A 15,816-nucleotide genomic window follows, 5' to 3' on the forward strand; every position below is an offset into this window, starting at 1 on the left:
CGACCTCCCCGTGCCGGCGGCTTGCCTCCAGCCTTGCCCGCCGCCTTGTGAGCGGACTTGGACGCAGGCTTGCCGCTGCGCCCCGACTTGGCAGGCGACGCCTCGACCGACTGGACCGCCCCCGGCCCACCGGCGGCGCGCACGGCCTCGGGCGACCAGGGCACCGCGGTGCGACGGGCCACACGCAGCACGGCCGAACGCGAACGGGGGTTGGCCGCGACCTCTTCGGCGCTGGGCTTGATGCGCGCGAGGGCCTCCAGCAGCAGCGGGCGCTCCTGGGCGAAGGGCACCCGGCGATCGACCTCTTCGCGGCTGTGGCGCGCGATGAAGGTCTTGACGATGCGGTCTTCCAGCGAATGGAAGCTGATGACGGCCAGGTGGCCACCCGGCGCCAGCATCTTCAGGGCGGCGTCGAGCGCGTCCTCCAGCTCGCCGAGCTCGCGGTTGACGTGGATGCGCAGGGCCTGGAAGGTGCGGGTGGCAGGATCCTGGCCGGGCTCGCGGGTCTTGACGGTGCGGGCGACGATGGCCTGCAGTTCGGCCGTGGTCTGCGGCGAGCGGCCGGCATCGCGCTCGGCCACGATGGCGTTGGCGATGCCCCAGGCGAAACGCTCTTCGCCGTAGTTGCGGATCACGTCGGCGATGGTCTGCACGTCGGCGCGGGCCAGGAAGTCGGCGGCACTCTCACCCTGGGTGGTGTCCATGCGCATGTCCAGCGGCGCATCGAAGCGGAAGCTGAAGCCGCGCGCCGGGTTGTCGATCTGCGGCGAGGACACGCCGATGTCCATCAGCAACCCCTGCACCGGCCCCCAGCCCAGCTGCTCGACCACATCGCCCCAGGACGAGAAGGCCGCATGCTCGATGCGGAAGCGCGGGTCGGCGATGGCCCCCTCGCCTTGCGTTGCGTGGGCGATGGCGTCGGGGTCGCGGTCGAGCGCGAGCAGGCGGGCCTGTGGCCCCAGCAAGGACAGGATCAGGCGCGAGTGCCCGCCACGGCCAAAGGTGGCGTCGACATAGGTGCCCTCCGGCACGGGACCAGCCTCGCCCCACAGGGCCTGGACGGCCTCGTTCAACAGCACGGTGCGGTGCGGCATGGCCGCGCCGGCCGGGGCGCTGTGGGGGGTGTCGGGCGTGGGCAGGGGCATCGGGCTCAGAAGGTGAAATCCTGCAGGGCCGCAGGCATGGGCTGGGCCATGACCTCGGCCTCGTGCGCGGCGTGGCGCTCGGCGTCCCACAGCTCAAAATGGCTGCCCATGCCCAGCAACATCACGTCTTTGGTGATGCCGGCAGCGGCGCGCAGCTCGGGCGAGACCAGCACGCGGGCGGCGCTGTCGACCTCGACGTCCATCGCGTTGCCCAGGAAGACGCGCTTCCAGCCGGAGGCCGACATGGGCAGGGAGGCCACCTTGTCGCGGAAGGTCTCCCAGGCGGGGCGCGGGAAGACCATCAGGCAGCCGTCGGGGTGCTTGGTGATGGTCAATTGGCCGCTGCAAAGGGCCTGCAGGGCGTCGCGATGGCGCGCAGGGACGGCCATCCGCCCCTTCGCGTCCAGCGACAACGCCGATGCCCCTTGAAAGACCAAGCTCACCACAAATCCCCACAAAAATGCACTTCATCCCACTTTAACCGATGAACACCCCCTTAAACAAGGGTGATTTCAAAAAAATGCCCAATGAAATCAAAGACTTAGAAAAGATTTCGCCGCAAAGTGCCAGAAAAAAAGTCTTTACAAATCAAGGACCTGCGAATGGGTCTGGAAGTGAATGCTGAGAAATACCCCCCATTGGAGCCGGGACATCCCCCCGCAAGCGGCGGGCACCCCCTGGCCATGCAGCCGATGGGGCGCGAAGGCCCTCCATCGGGGGGAAAAGCGTGGATTCCTGGGCACATTCGCTCGCCTGCCACCCAGCCCCGCCCGCTAAGCTGGGGCGTTACCGTGGAGCCCACCCCATGACCGAAGCCGCCCGACTGATCAGCAAGGTGCTGGTGCTGGAAAGCCAGTCCGATAGCGCCGCCCACATCAAGGCGTTCTGCGAGGACAACCAGCTGGTGGGCCTCACCGCCCGGCCCGACGACGTCATGGCCGTGCTGCGCTCCAACGTCGACCTGGGTGCCGTCTTCATCGCCGAGCACCACGGCGAGCACACCCAGGGCGGCGTCCTGCTGGCCCGGCTGATCCACGGCATACGCCCCGAGCTGCCCATCTTCCTGCGGCGCGAACACGGCAGCCAGCTGAGCGACCTGAGCGACAGCGACCAGGCCATCTTCCGCGGCGCCTTCACGCTCAAGGACATGGGCCGGTTGCGCAAGCTGATCAATGCCTCGCTGTTCAGCCTGGTCTACCCGGTGGCCCTGGTGCGCGGCGTGGCCGAATTCACCCGCCACTCGCTGGAGAGCCAGTTCAAGGGCGTGGAGATCACGGCCGATGCGCCCTACATCGTGCGCGACCGGCTGATCTACGGCGAGCTGCTCAGCCTGATCCCCCTTGAAAGCGACTGGTGCCGCGGCTACATGATGCTGCAGACGGCCGAGCAGCCCCTGGTCGACTTCGTTCGCCAGGACAAGACGCACATCGACAGTGGCGCCACCAATTTCCGCGACATCAACAACGTGCTGGGCGAGCTGACCAACCTGATCTGGGGCGCCTTCAAGAACCGCTACACCTCGCAAGAGGCCTTCACGGGCCACCTCACCCAGGTGCCCATCATCGTGAACCACGCCCACCGCTACATCTCCTTCGGCTCGGACGACCCGCAGCTGTGCTTCAAGTACACCCTGCACGACGCCGAAGGCGACAGCCCACCGCTGTCGATCTACCAGCGCTTCGTGTTCAACCTGAACTGGTCGCCCGAACGCTTCAAGGAGAACGAGGCCCTGGTGAACAACCTGCTGGGCTCAGGGGCACTGGAGCTGTTCTGAGGCGATCGCCCCGCAGAGGTGGCGACGAGGTGGCGCAGGGGAAGACCCTGTGACGGATGCCCGACAGGCGTGATCTGGATCAAAAACCACGTGTTGCGAATAGTTCGCATTCGAACCTAGAATGGGTTCATGCCACACACCCGCCGCCATCCCGCTGCCCACCCGGACAAGCCCGCCATCACCCTGGACAAGCTGCCCGTGCACACGGTGGCGACGATCCAGGAAGTGCAGACCGGCCACCACCACGACGGCGGCGCCCTCAAGCGCCGACTGATGGAGCTGGGCTTTGTGCCGGGCGAACGGGTGCAGGTGCTGCGCCGGGTCTTTGCCGGCCGCGGCCCGCTCGCGGTGCGGGTGGGCACCAGCACATTTGCCATGCGCAAGCTCGAGTCCTCGCTGATCGAGGTCGTGCCCGCCTGAGTCAGGCCCTCGCCCTCCCCTCCTCTGCTGCACAAGAATCGAGTCCCCATGGCGGCCGCGACGCCCACCGTGTCATCCCCTCCCCTGATCGCCCTGGTGGGCAACCCCAACTGCGGCAAGACCGCGCTGTTCAACCGCCTCACCGGTGCACGCCAGAAGGTGGGCAACTACGCGGGCGTGACGGTGGAGCGCAAGGAAGGGCAATTCGTCTCGCCCGCCGGCCAAGGCTGGCGTGTGCTCGATCTGCCTGGCGCCTACAGCCTGCTGGCCGCCACCCCCGATGAAGCCATCACGCGCGACGTGATCGCCGGCGCCCGACCGGGCGAAGCGGCCCCCGTGGGCCTGGTCTGCGTGGTCGATGCCACCAACCTGCGCCTGAACCTGCGCATGGTGCTGGAGTTGCAGACCTTGGGCGTGCCAATGGTCCTGGCCGTCAACATGATGGACCAGGCCACGCGCCGCGGCATCCACATCGACACGGCACGCCTGCAACAGGAACTCGGTATTCCCGTGGTGGAGACCGTGGCCGTGCGCGCGGGCGGCGAGCAGGCCCTGCTGGCCCAGCTGGACGCCCTGGACTGGGCCCGCCTGCCCGCGCCCACCAAGCTGCGGCCCATGGAGCGCATTGCAGCCTCGCCCGTGGAGGCCACCCACCAGCGCGTGGGCCGCCTGCTGGCCGATTGCGTGCACACACCCGAACACGTCTCGCACTTCACCAGCACGCTCGACCGTTACGTGCTGCACCCCGTCATGGGGCCGATGATCCTGGCGGCGCTGATGTTCCTGGTCTTCCAGGCCGTGTTCAGCTGGGCCGCCGCCCCCATGGACTGGATCGACGCCGGCATGGGTCACCTGGGCGACCTGCTCAAGGACCACATGGCCGACGGCATGCTGCGCAGCCTGCTTGTCGATGGCGTGATCGGCGGGGCGGGCAGCGTGCTGGTCTTCCTGCCGCAGATCGTGATCCTGTTCGGCTTCATCCTGGCACTGGAAGACTCCGGCTACCTGCCGCGAGCCGCCTTCCTGCTCGATCGCATCATGGGCAGCGTGGGCCTGTCGGGCCGCGCCTTCATCCCGCTGCTCTCCAGCTTCGCCTGCGCCATCCCCGGCATCATGGCCACGCGCACGATTGCCGAACCGCGGGACCGCCTCGTCACCATCCTCATTGCGCCGCTGATGACGTGCTCGGCCCGCCTGCCGGTGTACGCGCTGCTGATCGCCGCCTTCATCCCCGACCGCACCGTGGGCGGCATCTTCAACCTGCAGGGCCTGGTGCTGTTTGCGCTTTACATGGCGGGCATCGTCTCGGCCATGGTCGTGGCCCTGGTGCTCAAGCGCCTCATGAAACAGGGCGTGGCCCAGCCCCTGCTGATGGAGCTGCCCGACTACCACTGGCCTCACCTGCGCAACCTGGCCATCGGCCTGTGGGAGCGCGCCAGCATCTTCGTGGCACGCGTGGGCACCATCATCCTGTCGCTGATGGTGGTGCTGTGGTTCCTGTCGAACTTCCCGGCGCCCCCGGAAGGCGCCACGGGCCCGGCCATCGAGTACAGCCTGGCCGGCATGGCCGGCCGCGCGCTGGAGGTGATCTTTGCCCCGATCGGCTTCACCTGGCAGATCTGCATCGCGCTGGTGCCCGGCCTGGCGGCCCGCGAGGTGGCGGTGGCGGCCCTAGGCACGGTCTACGCCATGTCGCAGACGGGGGACGAGCTGAGTTCGGCCCTGACGCAGCTGGTGCAACACGCCTGGACCCTGCCCACGGCCCTGTCGCTGATGACCTGGTATGTGTTCGCACCGCAGTGCCTGTCGACCCTGATCGTGGTCAAGCGTGAAACCAACGGCTGGCGCACCCCGCTGATCATGCTGGGCTACCTGTTTGGCCTGGCCTACCTGGCCAGCTTCATCGTCTACCACCTGGCCCGGGCCTGGCTGGGCTGAGCCCCCAGCGCCACGGTCAGGCCCTCCACATGCTGCAAACCACGATCACCCTCCTGATCGGCCTGCTGGCCAGCGCCTACCTGCTGCGCCGCTGGTGGCCCACCTGGCGACAGCTGTGGCGCCCTGCGGCCGCGTCGGCCATATCGGCCCGAGAGGCTTGCCACACGGACCAGGGCGTGAGCGCCCCGCCCGCGTCGGCCTGCGGGCAGGGTTGCGGCCAGTGTGCCGGTGGCGGGGCCACGCCCACCCGGGACCACCGCGTCCACATCGTGCGACCGCACACCGACCCGGCCTGAACACCGGCCTCGCGCAGCCCAGCGCCACCGCCACGCCCCCCGTGGACAAGGGGCCCTGGCCCCGTGTGCCGGGGGTGGGCAAGGCTGGTGGGTCTGCCTAGACTGCGCGCATTGATGTTCCGCGCCACCCTGTTGCCTCCCCCATGAAACCTCTGTACGCGATCGCACCCCTGGCGCTGGTGCTGGCCCTCATCGGCCCCGCCCGCACGGAAGCCGACCAGGCCATCTCCCGCCTGAAGGAACGCCTGCTCGACTGGGCACCGGCCCTGCTCGAAGGCAATGCCTCGGCCAACCGCGTGCGCCCCCTGATCGAAGCGGCCACCCAGCGCTGACCCCGCACTGACCCGGCCCGGGATGGGCCGCGGCGTGGCCCCCCCCACAGACCTGCCGGACTTGGCGCTACACTTCGCCTTGCTCCGGGGTGTGCCTCACGCGATGCGTGCAGGCACTGAGATGGATCCGATCCAAACCCGCTGAACTTGATCCGGCTGATACCGGCGAAAGAAGAGCTGTCCTGAACGACGCCCTGGTTGGGCCGAAGGCAGGTGCGGCCCTGGGAAGTGCTGTGCCCGCAGCGCCCAGGCGCCTCCACCCACCCTCATTCCGCCAGCGCCCGGCCCAGGGCCCTCGGAGCACGTGTTGACCACCTGCATCCAAGGAGCCCGCCATGAACGCCCCCGACACCGCCGTCACCCGCTCAGCCCTGCAAGCGCTCGATGAGCTCACGCGCCTGACGCGCGAACCCCTGCCCGCATCGCGCAAGGTCTATGTGCAAGGCAGCCATGAGGGTGTGCGCGTGCCCATGCGCGAGGTCACGCTCACCAACGGCGAAGCCATCACGCTGTACGACTGTTCCGGCCCCTACACGGACCCGGCCGTGCAGATCGACGTGACCAAAGGCCTGCCGCCCGTGCGCGAAGCCGCCGTGGTGGCCCGCGGCGACACCGAAACCTACGAAGGCCGCCGCGTGCAGGCGGTGGACGATGGCCTCAAGCCCGATGAGCGCCACGACGAGCGCATGGCCGCCCTGCGACAGGCCGCGGCCGCCCTTCAGCGCACGCCACGCCGCGCCAGGAGCGGCCACAACGTGAGCCAGATGCACTACGCCCGCAAGGGCATCGTCACGCCCGAGATGGAGTTCGTGGCCCTGCGCGAAAACCAGCGCCGCACCGAGCTGCTGGAAGACTGGCGCGACCAGTACGGCGCCGACGCCGAGCGCGAAGCCCGCCTGCGCGGCAACCCCATGGGCGCGGCCATCCCCCGCGTCTACACGCCCGAGTTCGTGCGCGATGAAGTGGCCCGTGGCCGCGCCGTGATCCCGGCCAACATCAACCACACCGAGCTGGAGCCCATGGCCATCGGCCGCAACTTCCTGGTGAAGATCAACGCCAACATCGGCAACTCGGCCGTGACCTCGTCGATCGAGGAAGAGGTGGAGAAGCTGGTGTGGGCCATCCGCTGGGGTGCCGACAACGTGATGGACTTGTCGACAGGCAAACACATCCACACCACCCGCGACTGGATCGTGCGCAACAGCCCCGTGCCCATCGGCACCGTGCCCATCTACCAGGCGCTGGAGAAGGTGGGCGGCGTGGCCGAAGACCTCACCTGGGAGATCTACCGCGACACCCTGATCGAGCAGGCCGAGCAGGGCGTGGACTACTTCACCATCCACGCCGGCGTGCGACTGCCCTTCATCCACCTCACGGCCAACCGTCGCACGGGCATCGTCTCGCGTGGCGGCTCGATCCTGGCCAAGTGGTGCATCGCCCACCACAAGGAGAACTTCCTCTACACGCACTTCGACGAGATCTGCGAGATCATGAAGGCTTATGACGTGACCTTCTCGCTGGGCGATGGCCTGCGCCCGGGCTCGCTGAGCGACGCCAACGACGAGGCCCAGTTCGCCGAACTCCGCACACTGGGCGAGCTCACGCAGATCGCGTGGCAGCACGATGTGCAGACCATGATCGAAGGCCCGGGCCACGTGCCGATGCACATGATCCAGGCCAACATGGACGAGCAGCTCAAGACCTGCCACGAAGCGCCCTTCTACACCCTGGGCCCGCTGACCATCGACATCGCACCGGGCTACGACCACATCGCCAGCGCCATTGGCGCAGCCATGATCGGCTGGATGGGCACGGCCATGCTCTGCTACGTGACGCCGAAGGAGCACCTGGGCCTGCCCAACCGCGATGACGTGAAGCAGGGCCTGATCGCCTACAAGATCGCCGCGCACGCGGCCGACGTGGCCAAGGGGCACCCGGGTGCGCGCTCGCGTGACGATGCGCTCTCGCAGGCGCGCTTCGACTTCCGCTGGCAGGACCAGTTCAACCTGGGCCTGGACCCGGAGACGGCACGCGACTTCCATGACGAGACGCTGCCGAAGGACGCGGCCAAGGTGGCGCACTTCTGCTCGATGTGCGGCCCGAAGTTCTGCTCGATGAAGATCACGCAGGAGGTGCGCGAGTTCGCCAAGACGCAGGGGGTGAGCGAGCAACAGGCCCTGGAAACCGGCATGGCCGAGATGTCGGCGCAGTTCAAGGGCGTGGGCGGCGAGCTCTACATCCCGATCAAGCCCCAGGCCTGAGCGCGGAGCCGCCCATGACGCCCTCATCCACCAGCGCCTGCGCCCGCATCGGCATCGCGGGCGCAGGCCTGCTCGGCCGCCTGCTGGCCTGGCAGCTCGGGAGGCTGGGCCACCAGGTGACCGTGGTCGACCCGGCGCCCGGCCCCGCCCCCCTGTTCGACGGCCAGGGCGCGGCCGGCTTCACCGCGGCCGGCATGCTCAGCCCCCTGGCCGAGCTGGACGCCGCCGAACCCGATGTGGCCGGCCGCGGCTGGCACAGCATCGCGCGCTGGTCGGCCATCAGCGCCTTGCTGGCCGACGGTGCCACCGCCACCGGTCAGGATGAGGCGCCCGCCTTCACCCAGCGTGGCAGCCTGATGGTGGCCCATGGCAGCGACCTGGGGGCCGCCCGACGTGTGCTGGCCCGCGTGGCCCAGCCCATGCCGGGGCAACCGGCGGGCTGCTCGCCGCAGGCCCTCGATCGGCCGGCCTTGAACGCCCTGGAACCCAGCCTGCACGGCAGCGCTGGCGCCCTGCACGCCTGGCTGCTGCCAGGCGAGGCCCAGATCGACACGGTGCGCACCCTGGCACGCCTGCAGGCTCAGGCCCCGGGCGTGCAATGGCGCTGGGGCGAAACGGTGGAGGACCTGTCGCCTGGCCGCTGGCAGACGCGGGGGGCCGAAGCCTTCGACCTGGTGATCGACGCCCGTGGCGTGGGCGCGCGCCCCACCTGGCCGGTGCGCGGCGTGCGTGGCGAGGTGATCTGGCTGCACGCGCCCGGCCTGGGTCTGCAGCGCCCGCTGCGCCTGCTGCACCCGCGTCACCGCGTCTACATCGTGCCCCGCGCCGACGACACCGTGCTCATCGGCGCCAGCGAGATCGAAAGCGAAGACCGCTCCCCGGTGTCGCTGCGCTCGGCGGTCGAACTGATGGCCGCGGCCCACAGCGTGCTGCCGGCCCTGGCCGAAGCCCGCATCCTGCGCATGGACCGCAACCTGCGCCCTGCCCTGCCCGACCACCGCCCCCGGGTCCACCACGAACCGGGCCTGCTGCGCCTCAATGGCCTGTACCGCCATGGCTGGCTGCTGGCGCCCTCGGTGGTGGACGAGGCCCTGGCCCTGATGGGCTGGCCGCCCCTGCCCTGCGCGGCCACCATGCCCACCTCCACACCCGCCTCCTCACCTGCATCCGCATGAGCAACGACCTCACCATCCAGACCGACCGGGGGCCGCTGAGCCTGCCGCCTGGCAGCACCCTGGCCGACGCCGTGGCCGCCTTGCTGGCCCAGAGCGGCCAGGACCCGGCCGGCGTGGCCACCGCCGTCAACGGCCTCTTCGTGGCACGCCATGCCCGAGAGGCTCACCACCTGAGCCAGGGCGACACCGTGCTGTGCTTTGCGCCCATCACCGGCGGCTGACAGCGCCAGCCGCCCCACAGGAGTTCCCACCATGACCTCAGCCTCCGCCACGCCCTCGCCAGACACCTGGCAGATCGGGGACACCCGCCTGCAAAGCCGCTTCCTGCTGGGCACCGCCGGCTACCCTTCACCGCAGACCCTGCACGATGCCATCGTGGCCTCGGGCAGCCAGGTGCTCACGCTCGGGCTCAAGCGCACCCTGGCCGTGACCGGAGGCGACAACGGCTTTGTGCAGACCATCCGCGACGCGGCAGCGGCACAAGGTGCCCACCTGCTGCCCAACACCGCCGGCTGCCGCAGCGCCAAAGAGGCCATCACCCTGGCCCACATGGCCCGCGAACTGCTCGGCACGGCCTGGATCAAGCTGGAGGTGGTCGGCGACGAGCAGACGCTTCAGCCCGACCCCTTCGAGCTGGTCGACGCCGCACGCCAGCTGGTCCAGGATGGCTTCAACGTGCTGCCCTACTGCACCGATGACCTGGTCAGCGCCCAACGCCTGGTCGATGCAGGCTGCCGCATCCTCATGCCCTGGGCCGCCCCCATCGGCTCGGGTCTGGGCCTGCTCAACCCCTGGGCGCTGCGCACCCTGCGCGCCCGCCTGCCGGGCATCACCCTCATCGTCGACGCGGGCCTGGGCGCACCCTCGCACGCCACCGCCGCCATGGAGTTGGGCATGGACGCCGTGCTGCTGAACTCGGCCGTGTCGCAATCGCTCGATCCGGTGCGCATGGCCCACGCCTTCAGGCGGGCGGTGGACGCCGGCCGCAGCGGCTTCCTGGCCGGCCTCATGCCCACCAGCGACGTCGCCATCGCCACCACGCCCGTGGGCGGCCAACCTTTCGTGCTGCTGTGAGCCCCCGCCCCATCATCTGGTCCATCGCGGGCCTGGACACCGCGGGCGGCGCCGGCCTGAGCGCCGACCAGCGCGCCGCAGACGCCCTGGGCGTGCACCTCTGCCCCGTGGCCGCTGCGCTCACCGCCCAGCATTCGCAAGGCGTGGAAGCGGTCTTTCCGGTGCCCGAGGCGCAGCTGGAAGCCCAGCTGCAGGCGCTGGCCGAAGACCTGCCCCCGGAGGCCATCAAGACGGGCTTGCTGGGCAGCGTGGCAGCGGTCCAGGCGGTCGCCCGGTGGGTCGACCACTTCCGCGCCCGCACACCCGCAGGCCAGGACCCGCACCGCCAACTCGCCCTCATCGTGGACCCGGTGCTCGGCGCCTCGGCCGGCGGCTCGGCCTTTGCCAGCGCGTCCGTGCTGCAGGCCTGCCGCGAATGGCTGCTGCCCCGCGCCACTGTGCTCACGCCCAACCGCGCCGAAGCCCAGCGCCTGCTGGGCCTGCCGGCCGATGGCCCTCACCCGCATGGCAAGGAGGCCGTCGACACGGACCTGCCCGCCCTGGCGCGGCGGCTGCAGGCCCTGGGCGCTCGCAGCGTGGTCATCACCGGTGGCGATGCGCCATCGGCCCCCGGCGCCGACGGTCGCCGCCCGCACTGCCTGGACTGGCTGCAGACCCCGCATGCACAGGGCTGGCTCACGGCACCGCGGGTCGACACCCCGCACCACCATGGCACCGGCTGCACCTTCGCCACCGGCGTGGCCGCAGCCTGGGCCCTGGGCCATGTCGAGGCCGATGCCATCGTGCTGGCCAACCTGCTCACCCGCCATGCGCTGATGCAGGCGCATGGTGCAGGCAGGGGCCCGGGCCCCGTGAAAGCCCGACCCGGCTTCGATGCCGGCCCGCAAGCGGGAGGCGCACCCATGCCCTGGCTGGGGCTGGGCGAAGCCCTGCCCTGGGCGCTGGAACCCCGCTTCACCGCCTTCGCCCCCTTTGCACCACCTGCCGACCGCCTCTACGGCATCCTGCCGGATGCGCCGCAGCTGCGCGGCGCGCTCGGTGCCGGCCTGCGCTGCGTGCAGCTGCGCCACAAGGCATGCGAGGGCCTCATGCCCCATCTGCTGGGCAGCATCGACGCCGCGGCACAGGCCGGGGCGCAGCTCTTCGTGAACGACCACTGGCGTGAAGCCCTGGCGCTGCCGCCCAAGGTGGATGCGGCCCCCACCTACCGCCTGGGATTGCACCTGGGCCAGGAAGACCTGCTGGCCCTCGGCCCGGCCGACCAGGCCCTGCTGCAAGCCGAGGCCGGTCGACTGATCCTGGGCCTGAGTTCACACAGCCTGTGGGAACTGGCCCGGGCCCTGGGTTGCGGCGCGAGCTACGTGGCCTGCGGGCCGGTGCTGGCCACCACCACCAAGGACATGCCCTGGCGCCCGCAAGGCGAGCGCAACCTGCGCTGGTGGGTGGCGCAGAGCCCGGTGCCCGTGGTCGCCATCGGCGGCCTCCTGACACCCGAAGACCTGGCCCGCTTCAGCGCCTGCGGCCCCGCGGCCTTGTGCGTGGTCCGTGGGCTGGGCTCGAACCCGGCCGACATGCCCGAGCGGGTCGCGGCGATGAGGGCCGCGCTGACACCACCGGCCGAGCGCATCGCGATCGCCACAGGGCCCCAGCCCGTGCTCCCGCTCTGAGGCAGACCCATGCGCTCTGGCAGAATCGGCCGCCTCCGCCGCACCGCGGCACCCACCGCAATTGGAGCCCCTTCGATGTCTGGCCACGGTTTTCACGTTCACGGCCCCCATGACCACGAGCTGGAGCACGCCACCCAGCACGGCGGCGATGGTTTCACCTCGCGCGTGGCGGTGCTCACGGCGGTCTTGTCCACCGTGGGCGCCATCTTCGGCTTCCTGGGGGGCCACGCCCAGAACGCCGCGCTGATGTACAAGAACGAGGCGGCCATCCAGAAGACCTCCGCCTCCAACAGCTGGAACTACTACCAGGGCAAGAGCAACAAGCAGAACCTGGCCGAGCTGGCCGTGACCCTGACCAGCGGCGCCGACAAAGAGGCCTACAAGCAGGCCGTCGAGCGCTACAAGCAGGAAAAAGAGGCCATCAAGAAAGAAGCCGAAGCCCTGGAAGAAAAGGCCCGCGAGGCCGACCACCTCAGCGAACACGAGATGCACCTGCACGAGCGCTGGGCCATGGCGACCACCTTGCTGCAGATTGCCATCGGCCTGTCGGCCATCACCCTGCTCTCGCGCAAGAAGTGGATGCTGTGGAGCGTCTATGTGGCCAGCGGCCTGGGCCTGATCGCCGGCGCCGTGGGCGCACTGGGCGCCTGATGAGCGAAGAACGGCAGGCTCGCATGGCCAGGCCTGCCGCCAGGAAGCGGTCTGCGGCGTGGGCCTTGGCCACCCTGACCTGTCTGGCCGCATGTGGCGCCAGCCAGGCGGCCGAACCACCCCAGCGGCCCGCAGCACACGACGCTGATTGCCGCCTGGCCATCGACCTCGGCTCTTCAGGCCTGCGGGCAGGCCAAGGCCGCATCGACGCCACCCAGCCCCCCATCCTGCATCGCGTCGACCTCGATGCCCTCGCCCTGGTGAATGGCCCCGATGGCGTGCGTGGCCTGGGGCAAAAGGTGGGAAATCTGCTGAAAGACCTGCTGGGGGATCAACGGGGAGATCAGGTCCTGGCTGATGCCCACAAGCCCTGCCGCGAACGCGTGGCGGTGGGCTTTTCCGCCTGGCGACTGGCCCAGCAGAAGGACCCCATCGGCCTGCGCGACGCGCTGAAGGCCCTGCACGAGCGCACCGGCCTGACGGTGCTCATCGTGCCCGCAGAGCAGGAAGGGCGCTACGGCCACACCGCCGCGGCTGCGACCCTGGGCGCCCGGCTGCGCACGCCCTATGTGCTGGACGTGGGCGGAGGCAGCCTGCAGGTCAATGGCGCGGCGGGCAGCTTTGGTGTGCCGCTGGGACAGAAGGCCTGGCAACAGCTCGCCTGCGCGGCCCTGGGGCGCCCTCACCCCGTGCCCACCACGCCCACCACAGCCTCCCCCACAGGCTGCGCACTGCAGCCCCTCACGCCCACCGAGCGGGAGCGGCTGCGCGCCTTGGCCGCATCCCGCCTGCAGGGCCTGAGCGACCAATTGCCCCCGCCGCGGGCCATGACCGCCTTCACCCGCCCGGTGACGCTGGGCGTGGCACCGGCGGTGCAAAGGCTGCTGGGGCTGCCGGACGCGGGCGTGCTGAGCCTGGCAGACCTGGCCCGCGTGATCGACACCTGGTCGGGCCAGGACAGCGCGCACCTGGCCGATGCCGCCGGGCTGCCACCGGCCCATGCGGCCTACCTGCTCAGCGACATGCTGCTGCTCGAAGCCGTGACCCGGGCCGCCGGCCTGGCACAGATCGACGTGGCCGCGGCGGATGTGAGCAACGTGCCCGCCATCCTGCAGGACGACCGGGCTTACGCCTGGGCGCGTCACCCCATCTGCTACCTGCGGCGCCTGCCCACGCAGGGCGAGGCCGCCTACCTTGGCGACCCGGCCAGCTGCCCGCCTGAGCGCTGAAGCGCGATCGCTCCCAAGCCAGCTCGGCTCACAGGCCTTCGTCGGTCAGCCACTCGCGCAGGGTGCGGACCATGTCGCGGTCGTTGTGCAGCCAGGCGTTGTGGCGGTAGTCGTTGTAATAGGCCTCTTCGGCCGTCTGCTCGCCCAGGGCCTCGTAAACGAAGCGCAGCACCATCAGCGCCGGGGCCGGCTCTTCGATGGTCAGGGTCAGGCGAATGGGCGCCGTCTCGCCGTGGGCCTGGGGCGTGAACACCAGGCGGGACTCGGGCGTGCAGCGCACCTCGTCCTGCATCACATGCTGGCCGAAACGCAGGGTGCGGGCGAAGAGGCCGGGCTCGGTCTCCTGCCAGTCGCAGGACTCGGGCCCCATGGGGAAACGCTGGGGCGTCTGCACGCGCACCATCAGGCCACGCCAGAGCTGGGCCCGGGTGATCGGCGGCACCGCCATCTGCACGCTGGTGGCCGGGGAGTTGATCTCGATGAGGTGTTCAAAACGCATGCCGCAAGCTTAACGCGCCACCCCCACACCCGGTGCGGTCGAATTTCAAAAGGCGGGATGCGGGCGCCTCAGGGGCACTAAACTCCGGGCTGGCCTCACGAGGGCCGACACGCCTGATCCTCTCCCCACGCTGCGCCTGCGCGCAGCCAGCCCGAACGCCCCATGTCCCAGTGCAGCACCTCCCCCGACGCCACCCAGCCTGAAGCGGCCGCCAAGCCCATCCAGATCGTGCCCCGGAAGGCCGTGCTCAACGCCCACGGCTGCGGCGGAGACTGCACCGACCCGAACTTCGACAACGGCCGCTGGCCGCGCACCAAGGTGCTCGAACTCTTCAACCTGCCGTTCAACGACCTGCTCTGGCAGGCCCAGCAGGTGCACCGCCAGCACTGGGACGCCAACGAGATCGAACACGCCACGCTGCTGTCGGTCAAGACCGGTGGCTGCCCGGAAGATTGCGGCTACTGCCCGCAGTCGGCCAGCCATGACACCGGCGTCGAGGCCAGCAAGCTGATGAGCCCCGAGGAAGTGCGCGAGGCCGTCGTTGCCGCCAAGGAAGCCGGCGCCAGCCGCTTCTGCATGGGCGCCGCCTGGCGCGCCCCGAAGGACCGCGACATCGAGAAGGTGGCCGAACTCATCGGCGTGATCAAGGAAGAAGGCCTTGAGGCCTGCTGCACCCTGGGCATGCTGACCGACACCCAGGCCCGCTCCCTGAAGGACGCGGGCCTCGACTACTACAACCACAACCTCGACACCGCGCCCGAGCTGTACGGCGACATCATCACCACCCGCGACATGCAGGACCGCCTGGACACCCTCGCCCACGTGCGCGAAGCCAGCATCAAGGTCTGCAGCGGCGGCATCGTGGGCATGGGCGAAACCCGCGAAGGCCGCGCCGGCCTGATCGCCCAACTGGCCAACCTGCCCACCTACCCCGAGTCGGTGCCCATCAACGACCTGGTCCGCGTGCCCGGCACCCCCCTGGCCGACACCCCCCAGCTCGACCCACTCGAATTCGTGCGCACCATCGCCGTGGCCCGCATCACCATGCCCACGGCGCGCGTGCGCCTGTCGGCCGGTCGTCAGGCCATGAGCGAGGCCGTGCAGGCCCTGTGCTTCCTGGCTGGCGCCAACTCCATCTTCTACGGCGACAAGCTGCTGACCACCGGCAACCCGGCCTTCGACAACGACCAGGCCCTGATGAAGAAGCTCGGCCTGAAGAGCGGCAAGGCCGTGACCGCGCGCGTTCAAGCCGACTGAGACCGCCCCTGGCCAGGGAGCGCAGGGCCGACAGAGCCCTGAAGGCCAGGAGCCCCATGCAAGGCAGTTTCACCCATGGTGTCTCAGGCTCCCGCCGA

14 protein-coding genes, 2 pseudogenes and 1 riboswitch are annotated in these 15,816 nt (G+C 69.9%); of the genes and pseudogenes, 13 read left to right on the forward strand and 3 right to left on the reverse strand.

Annotation, left to right across the window (positions count from 1 at the left end; all coding sequences use genetic code 11):
• Positions 1-158 precede the first annotated feature (158 nt).
• Together rsmH and mraZ are read right to left on the reverse strand one after the other, a co-directional pair.
• Positions 159-1,094 (reverse strand): annotated as a pseudogene (rsmH, locus tag QZ994_RS00825) (16S rRNA (cytosine(1402)-N(4))-methyltransferase RsmH); the annotation flags it as partial.
• 56 nt (positions 1,095-1,150) lie between these two features.
• Positions 1,151-1,582 carry a division/cell wall cluster transcriptional repressor MraZ gene (gene mraZ, locus QZ994_RS00830; protein ID WP_290867040.1) on the reverse strand — a complete coding sequence of 144 codons (432 nt, stop codon included), beginning with the start codon at positions 1,580-1,582 and terminating at the stop codon, positions 1,151-1,153.
• Positions 1,583-1,950: 368 nt separating this feature from the next.
• Here mraZ and QZ994_RS00835 point away from each other — a divergent pair, with 368 nt between their 5' ends.
• The 12 genes from QZ994_RS00835 to QZ994_RS00890 all read left to right on the forward strand — a co-directional run bounded on the left by QZ994_RS00835 (position 1,951) and on the right by QZ994_RS00890 (position 13,962).
• Positions 1,951-2,919: a chemotaxis protein CheX gene (locus QZ994_RS00835; RefSeq protein WP_290866958.1), complete on the forward strand. Its 969-nt coding sequence runs from the start codon at positions 1,951-1,953 to the stop codon at positions 2,917-2,919.
• 129 nt (positions 2,920-3,048) lie between these two features.
• Positions 3,049-3,339 (forward strand): FeoA family protein, encoded by a 291-nt coding sequence (locus QZ994_RS00840; RefSeq protein ID WP_290866960.1) that lies wholly within the window; start codon positions 3,049-3,051, stop codon positions 3,337-3,339.
• A 48-nt stretch (positions 3,340-3,387) separates the two neighbouring features.
• Positions 3,388-5,277 (forward strand): ferrous iron transport protein B, encoded by a 1,890-nt coding sequence (feoB, locus tag QZ994_RS00845; RefSeq protein ID WP_290866962.1) that lies wholly within the window; start codon positions 3,388-3,390, stop codon positions 5,275-5,277.
• Positions 5,278-5,306: 29 nt separating this feature from the next.
• Positions 5,307-5,573 carry a hypothetical protein gene (locus tag QZ994_RS00850; protein ID WP_290866964.1) on the forward strand — a complete coding sequence of 89 codons (267 nt, stop codon included), beginning with the start codon at positions 5,307-5,309 and terminating at the stop codon, positions 5,571-5,573.
• Positions 5,574-5,716: 143 nt separating this feature from the next.
• Positions 5,717-5,905 carry a hypothetical protein gene (locus QZ994_RS00855; RefSeq protein ID WP_290866966.1) on the forward strand — a complete coding sequence of 63 codons (189 nt, stop codon included), beginning with the start codon at positions 5,717-5,719 and terminating at the stop codon, positions 5,903-5,905.
• Positions 5,906-5,980: 75 nt separating this feature from the next.
• Positions 5,981-6,096, forward strand: a riboswitch (TPP riboswitch).
• A 144-nt stretch (positions 6,097-6,240) separates the two neighbouring features.
• A complete protein-coding gene (gene thiC, locus QZ994_RS00860; RefSeq protein ID WP_290866968.1) occupies positions 6,241-8,166 on the forward strand; it encodes a phosphomethylpyrimidine synthase ThiC in 1,926 nt (641 codons plus the stop codon).
• A gap of 14 nt (positions 8,167-8,180) precedes the next feature.
• Positions 8,181-9,341, forward strand: coding sequence for an FAD-dependent oxidoreductase (locus QZ994_RS00865; protein WP_290866971.1), 1,161 nt, complete (start codon positions 8,181-8,183; stop codon positions 9,339-9,341).
• Positions 9,338-9,562, forward strand: coding sequence for a MoaD/ThiS family protein (locus QZ994_RS00870; RefSeq protein WP_290866973.1), 225 nt, complete (start codon positions 9,338-9,340; stop codon positions 9,560-9,562). Before QZ994_RS00865 ends, QZ994_RS00870 begins: the two co-directional genes overlap by 4 nt.
• Before the next feature lie 31 nt (positions 9,563-9,593).
• Complete coding sequence (locus tag QZ994_RS00875) at positions 9,594-10,415, forward strand: thiazole synthase (protein ID WP_290866976.1); 822 nt, start codon at positions 9,594-9,596, stop codon at positions 10,413-10,415.
• The gene (locus tag QZ994_RS00880; RefSeq protein WP_290866978.1) at positions 10,412-12,082 is read left to right on the forward strand and encodes a bifunctional hydroxymethylpyrimidine kinase/phosphomethylpyrimidine kinase; all 1,671 of its coding nucleotides are present in this window, start codon (positions 10,412-10,414) and stop codon (positions 12,080-12,082) included. The genes QZ994_RS00875 and QZ994_RS00880 overlap by 4 nt, the downstream gene beginning before the upstream one ends.
• 75 nt (positions 12,083-12,157) lie before the next feature.
• The gene (locus QZ994_RS00885; RefSeq protein ID WP_290866980.1) at positions 12,158-12,733 is read left to right on the forward strand and encodes a DUF4337 domain-containing protein; all 576 of its coding nucleotides are present in this window, start codon (positions 12,158-12,160) and stop codon (positions 12,731-12,733) included.
• Between the two features lie 65 nt (positions 12,734-12,798).
• Entirely contained in the window at positions 12,799-13,962 is a 1,164-nt protein-coding gene (locus tag QZ994_RS00890; protein ID WP_290866983.1) for a hypothetical protein, read from the forward strand.
• A 28-nt stretch (positions 13,963-13,990) separates the two neighbouring features.
• Here QZ994_RS00890 and QZ994_RS00895 read toward each other — a convergent pair whose 3' ends face one another.
• Positions 13,991-14,461 (reverse strand): AtaL-like protein, encoded by a 471-nt coding sequence (locus tag QZ994_RS00895; RefSeq protein WP_290866985.1) that lies wholly within the window; start codon positions 14,459-14,461, stop codon positions 13,991-13,993.
• 303 nt (positions 14,462-14,764) lie between these two features.
• Here QZ994_RS00895 and bioB point away from each other — a divergent pair.
• Positions 14,765-15,718: pseudogene (bioB, locus tag QZ994_RS00900) on the forward strand (biotin synthase BioB); the annotation flags it as partial.
• Positions 15,719-15,816 lie beyond the last annotated feature (98 nt).

The sequence above is a fragment of the Aquabacterium sp. genome (assembly GCF_021768455.1).
Taxonomy (GTDB): Bacteria; Pseudomonadota; Gammaproteobacteria; order Burkholderiales; family Burkholderiaceae_C; genus Aquabacterium.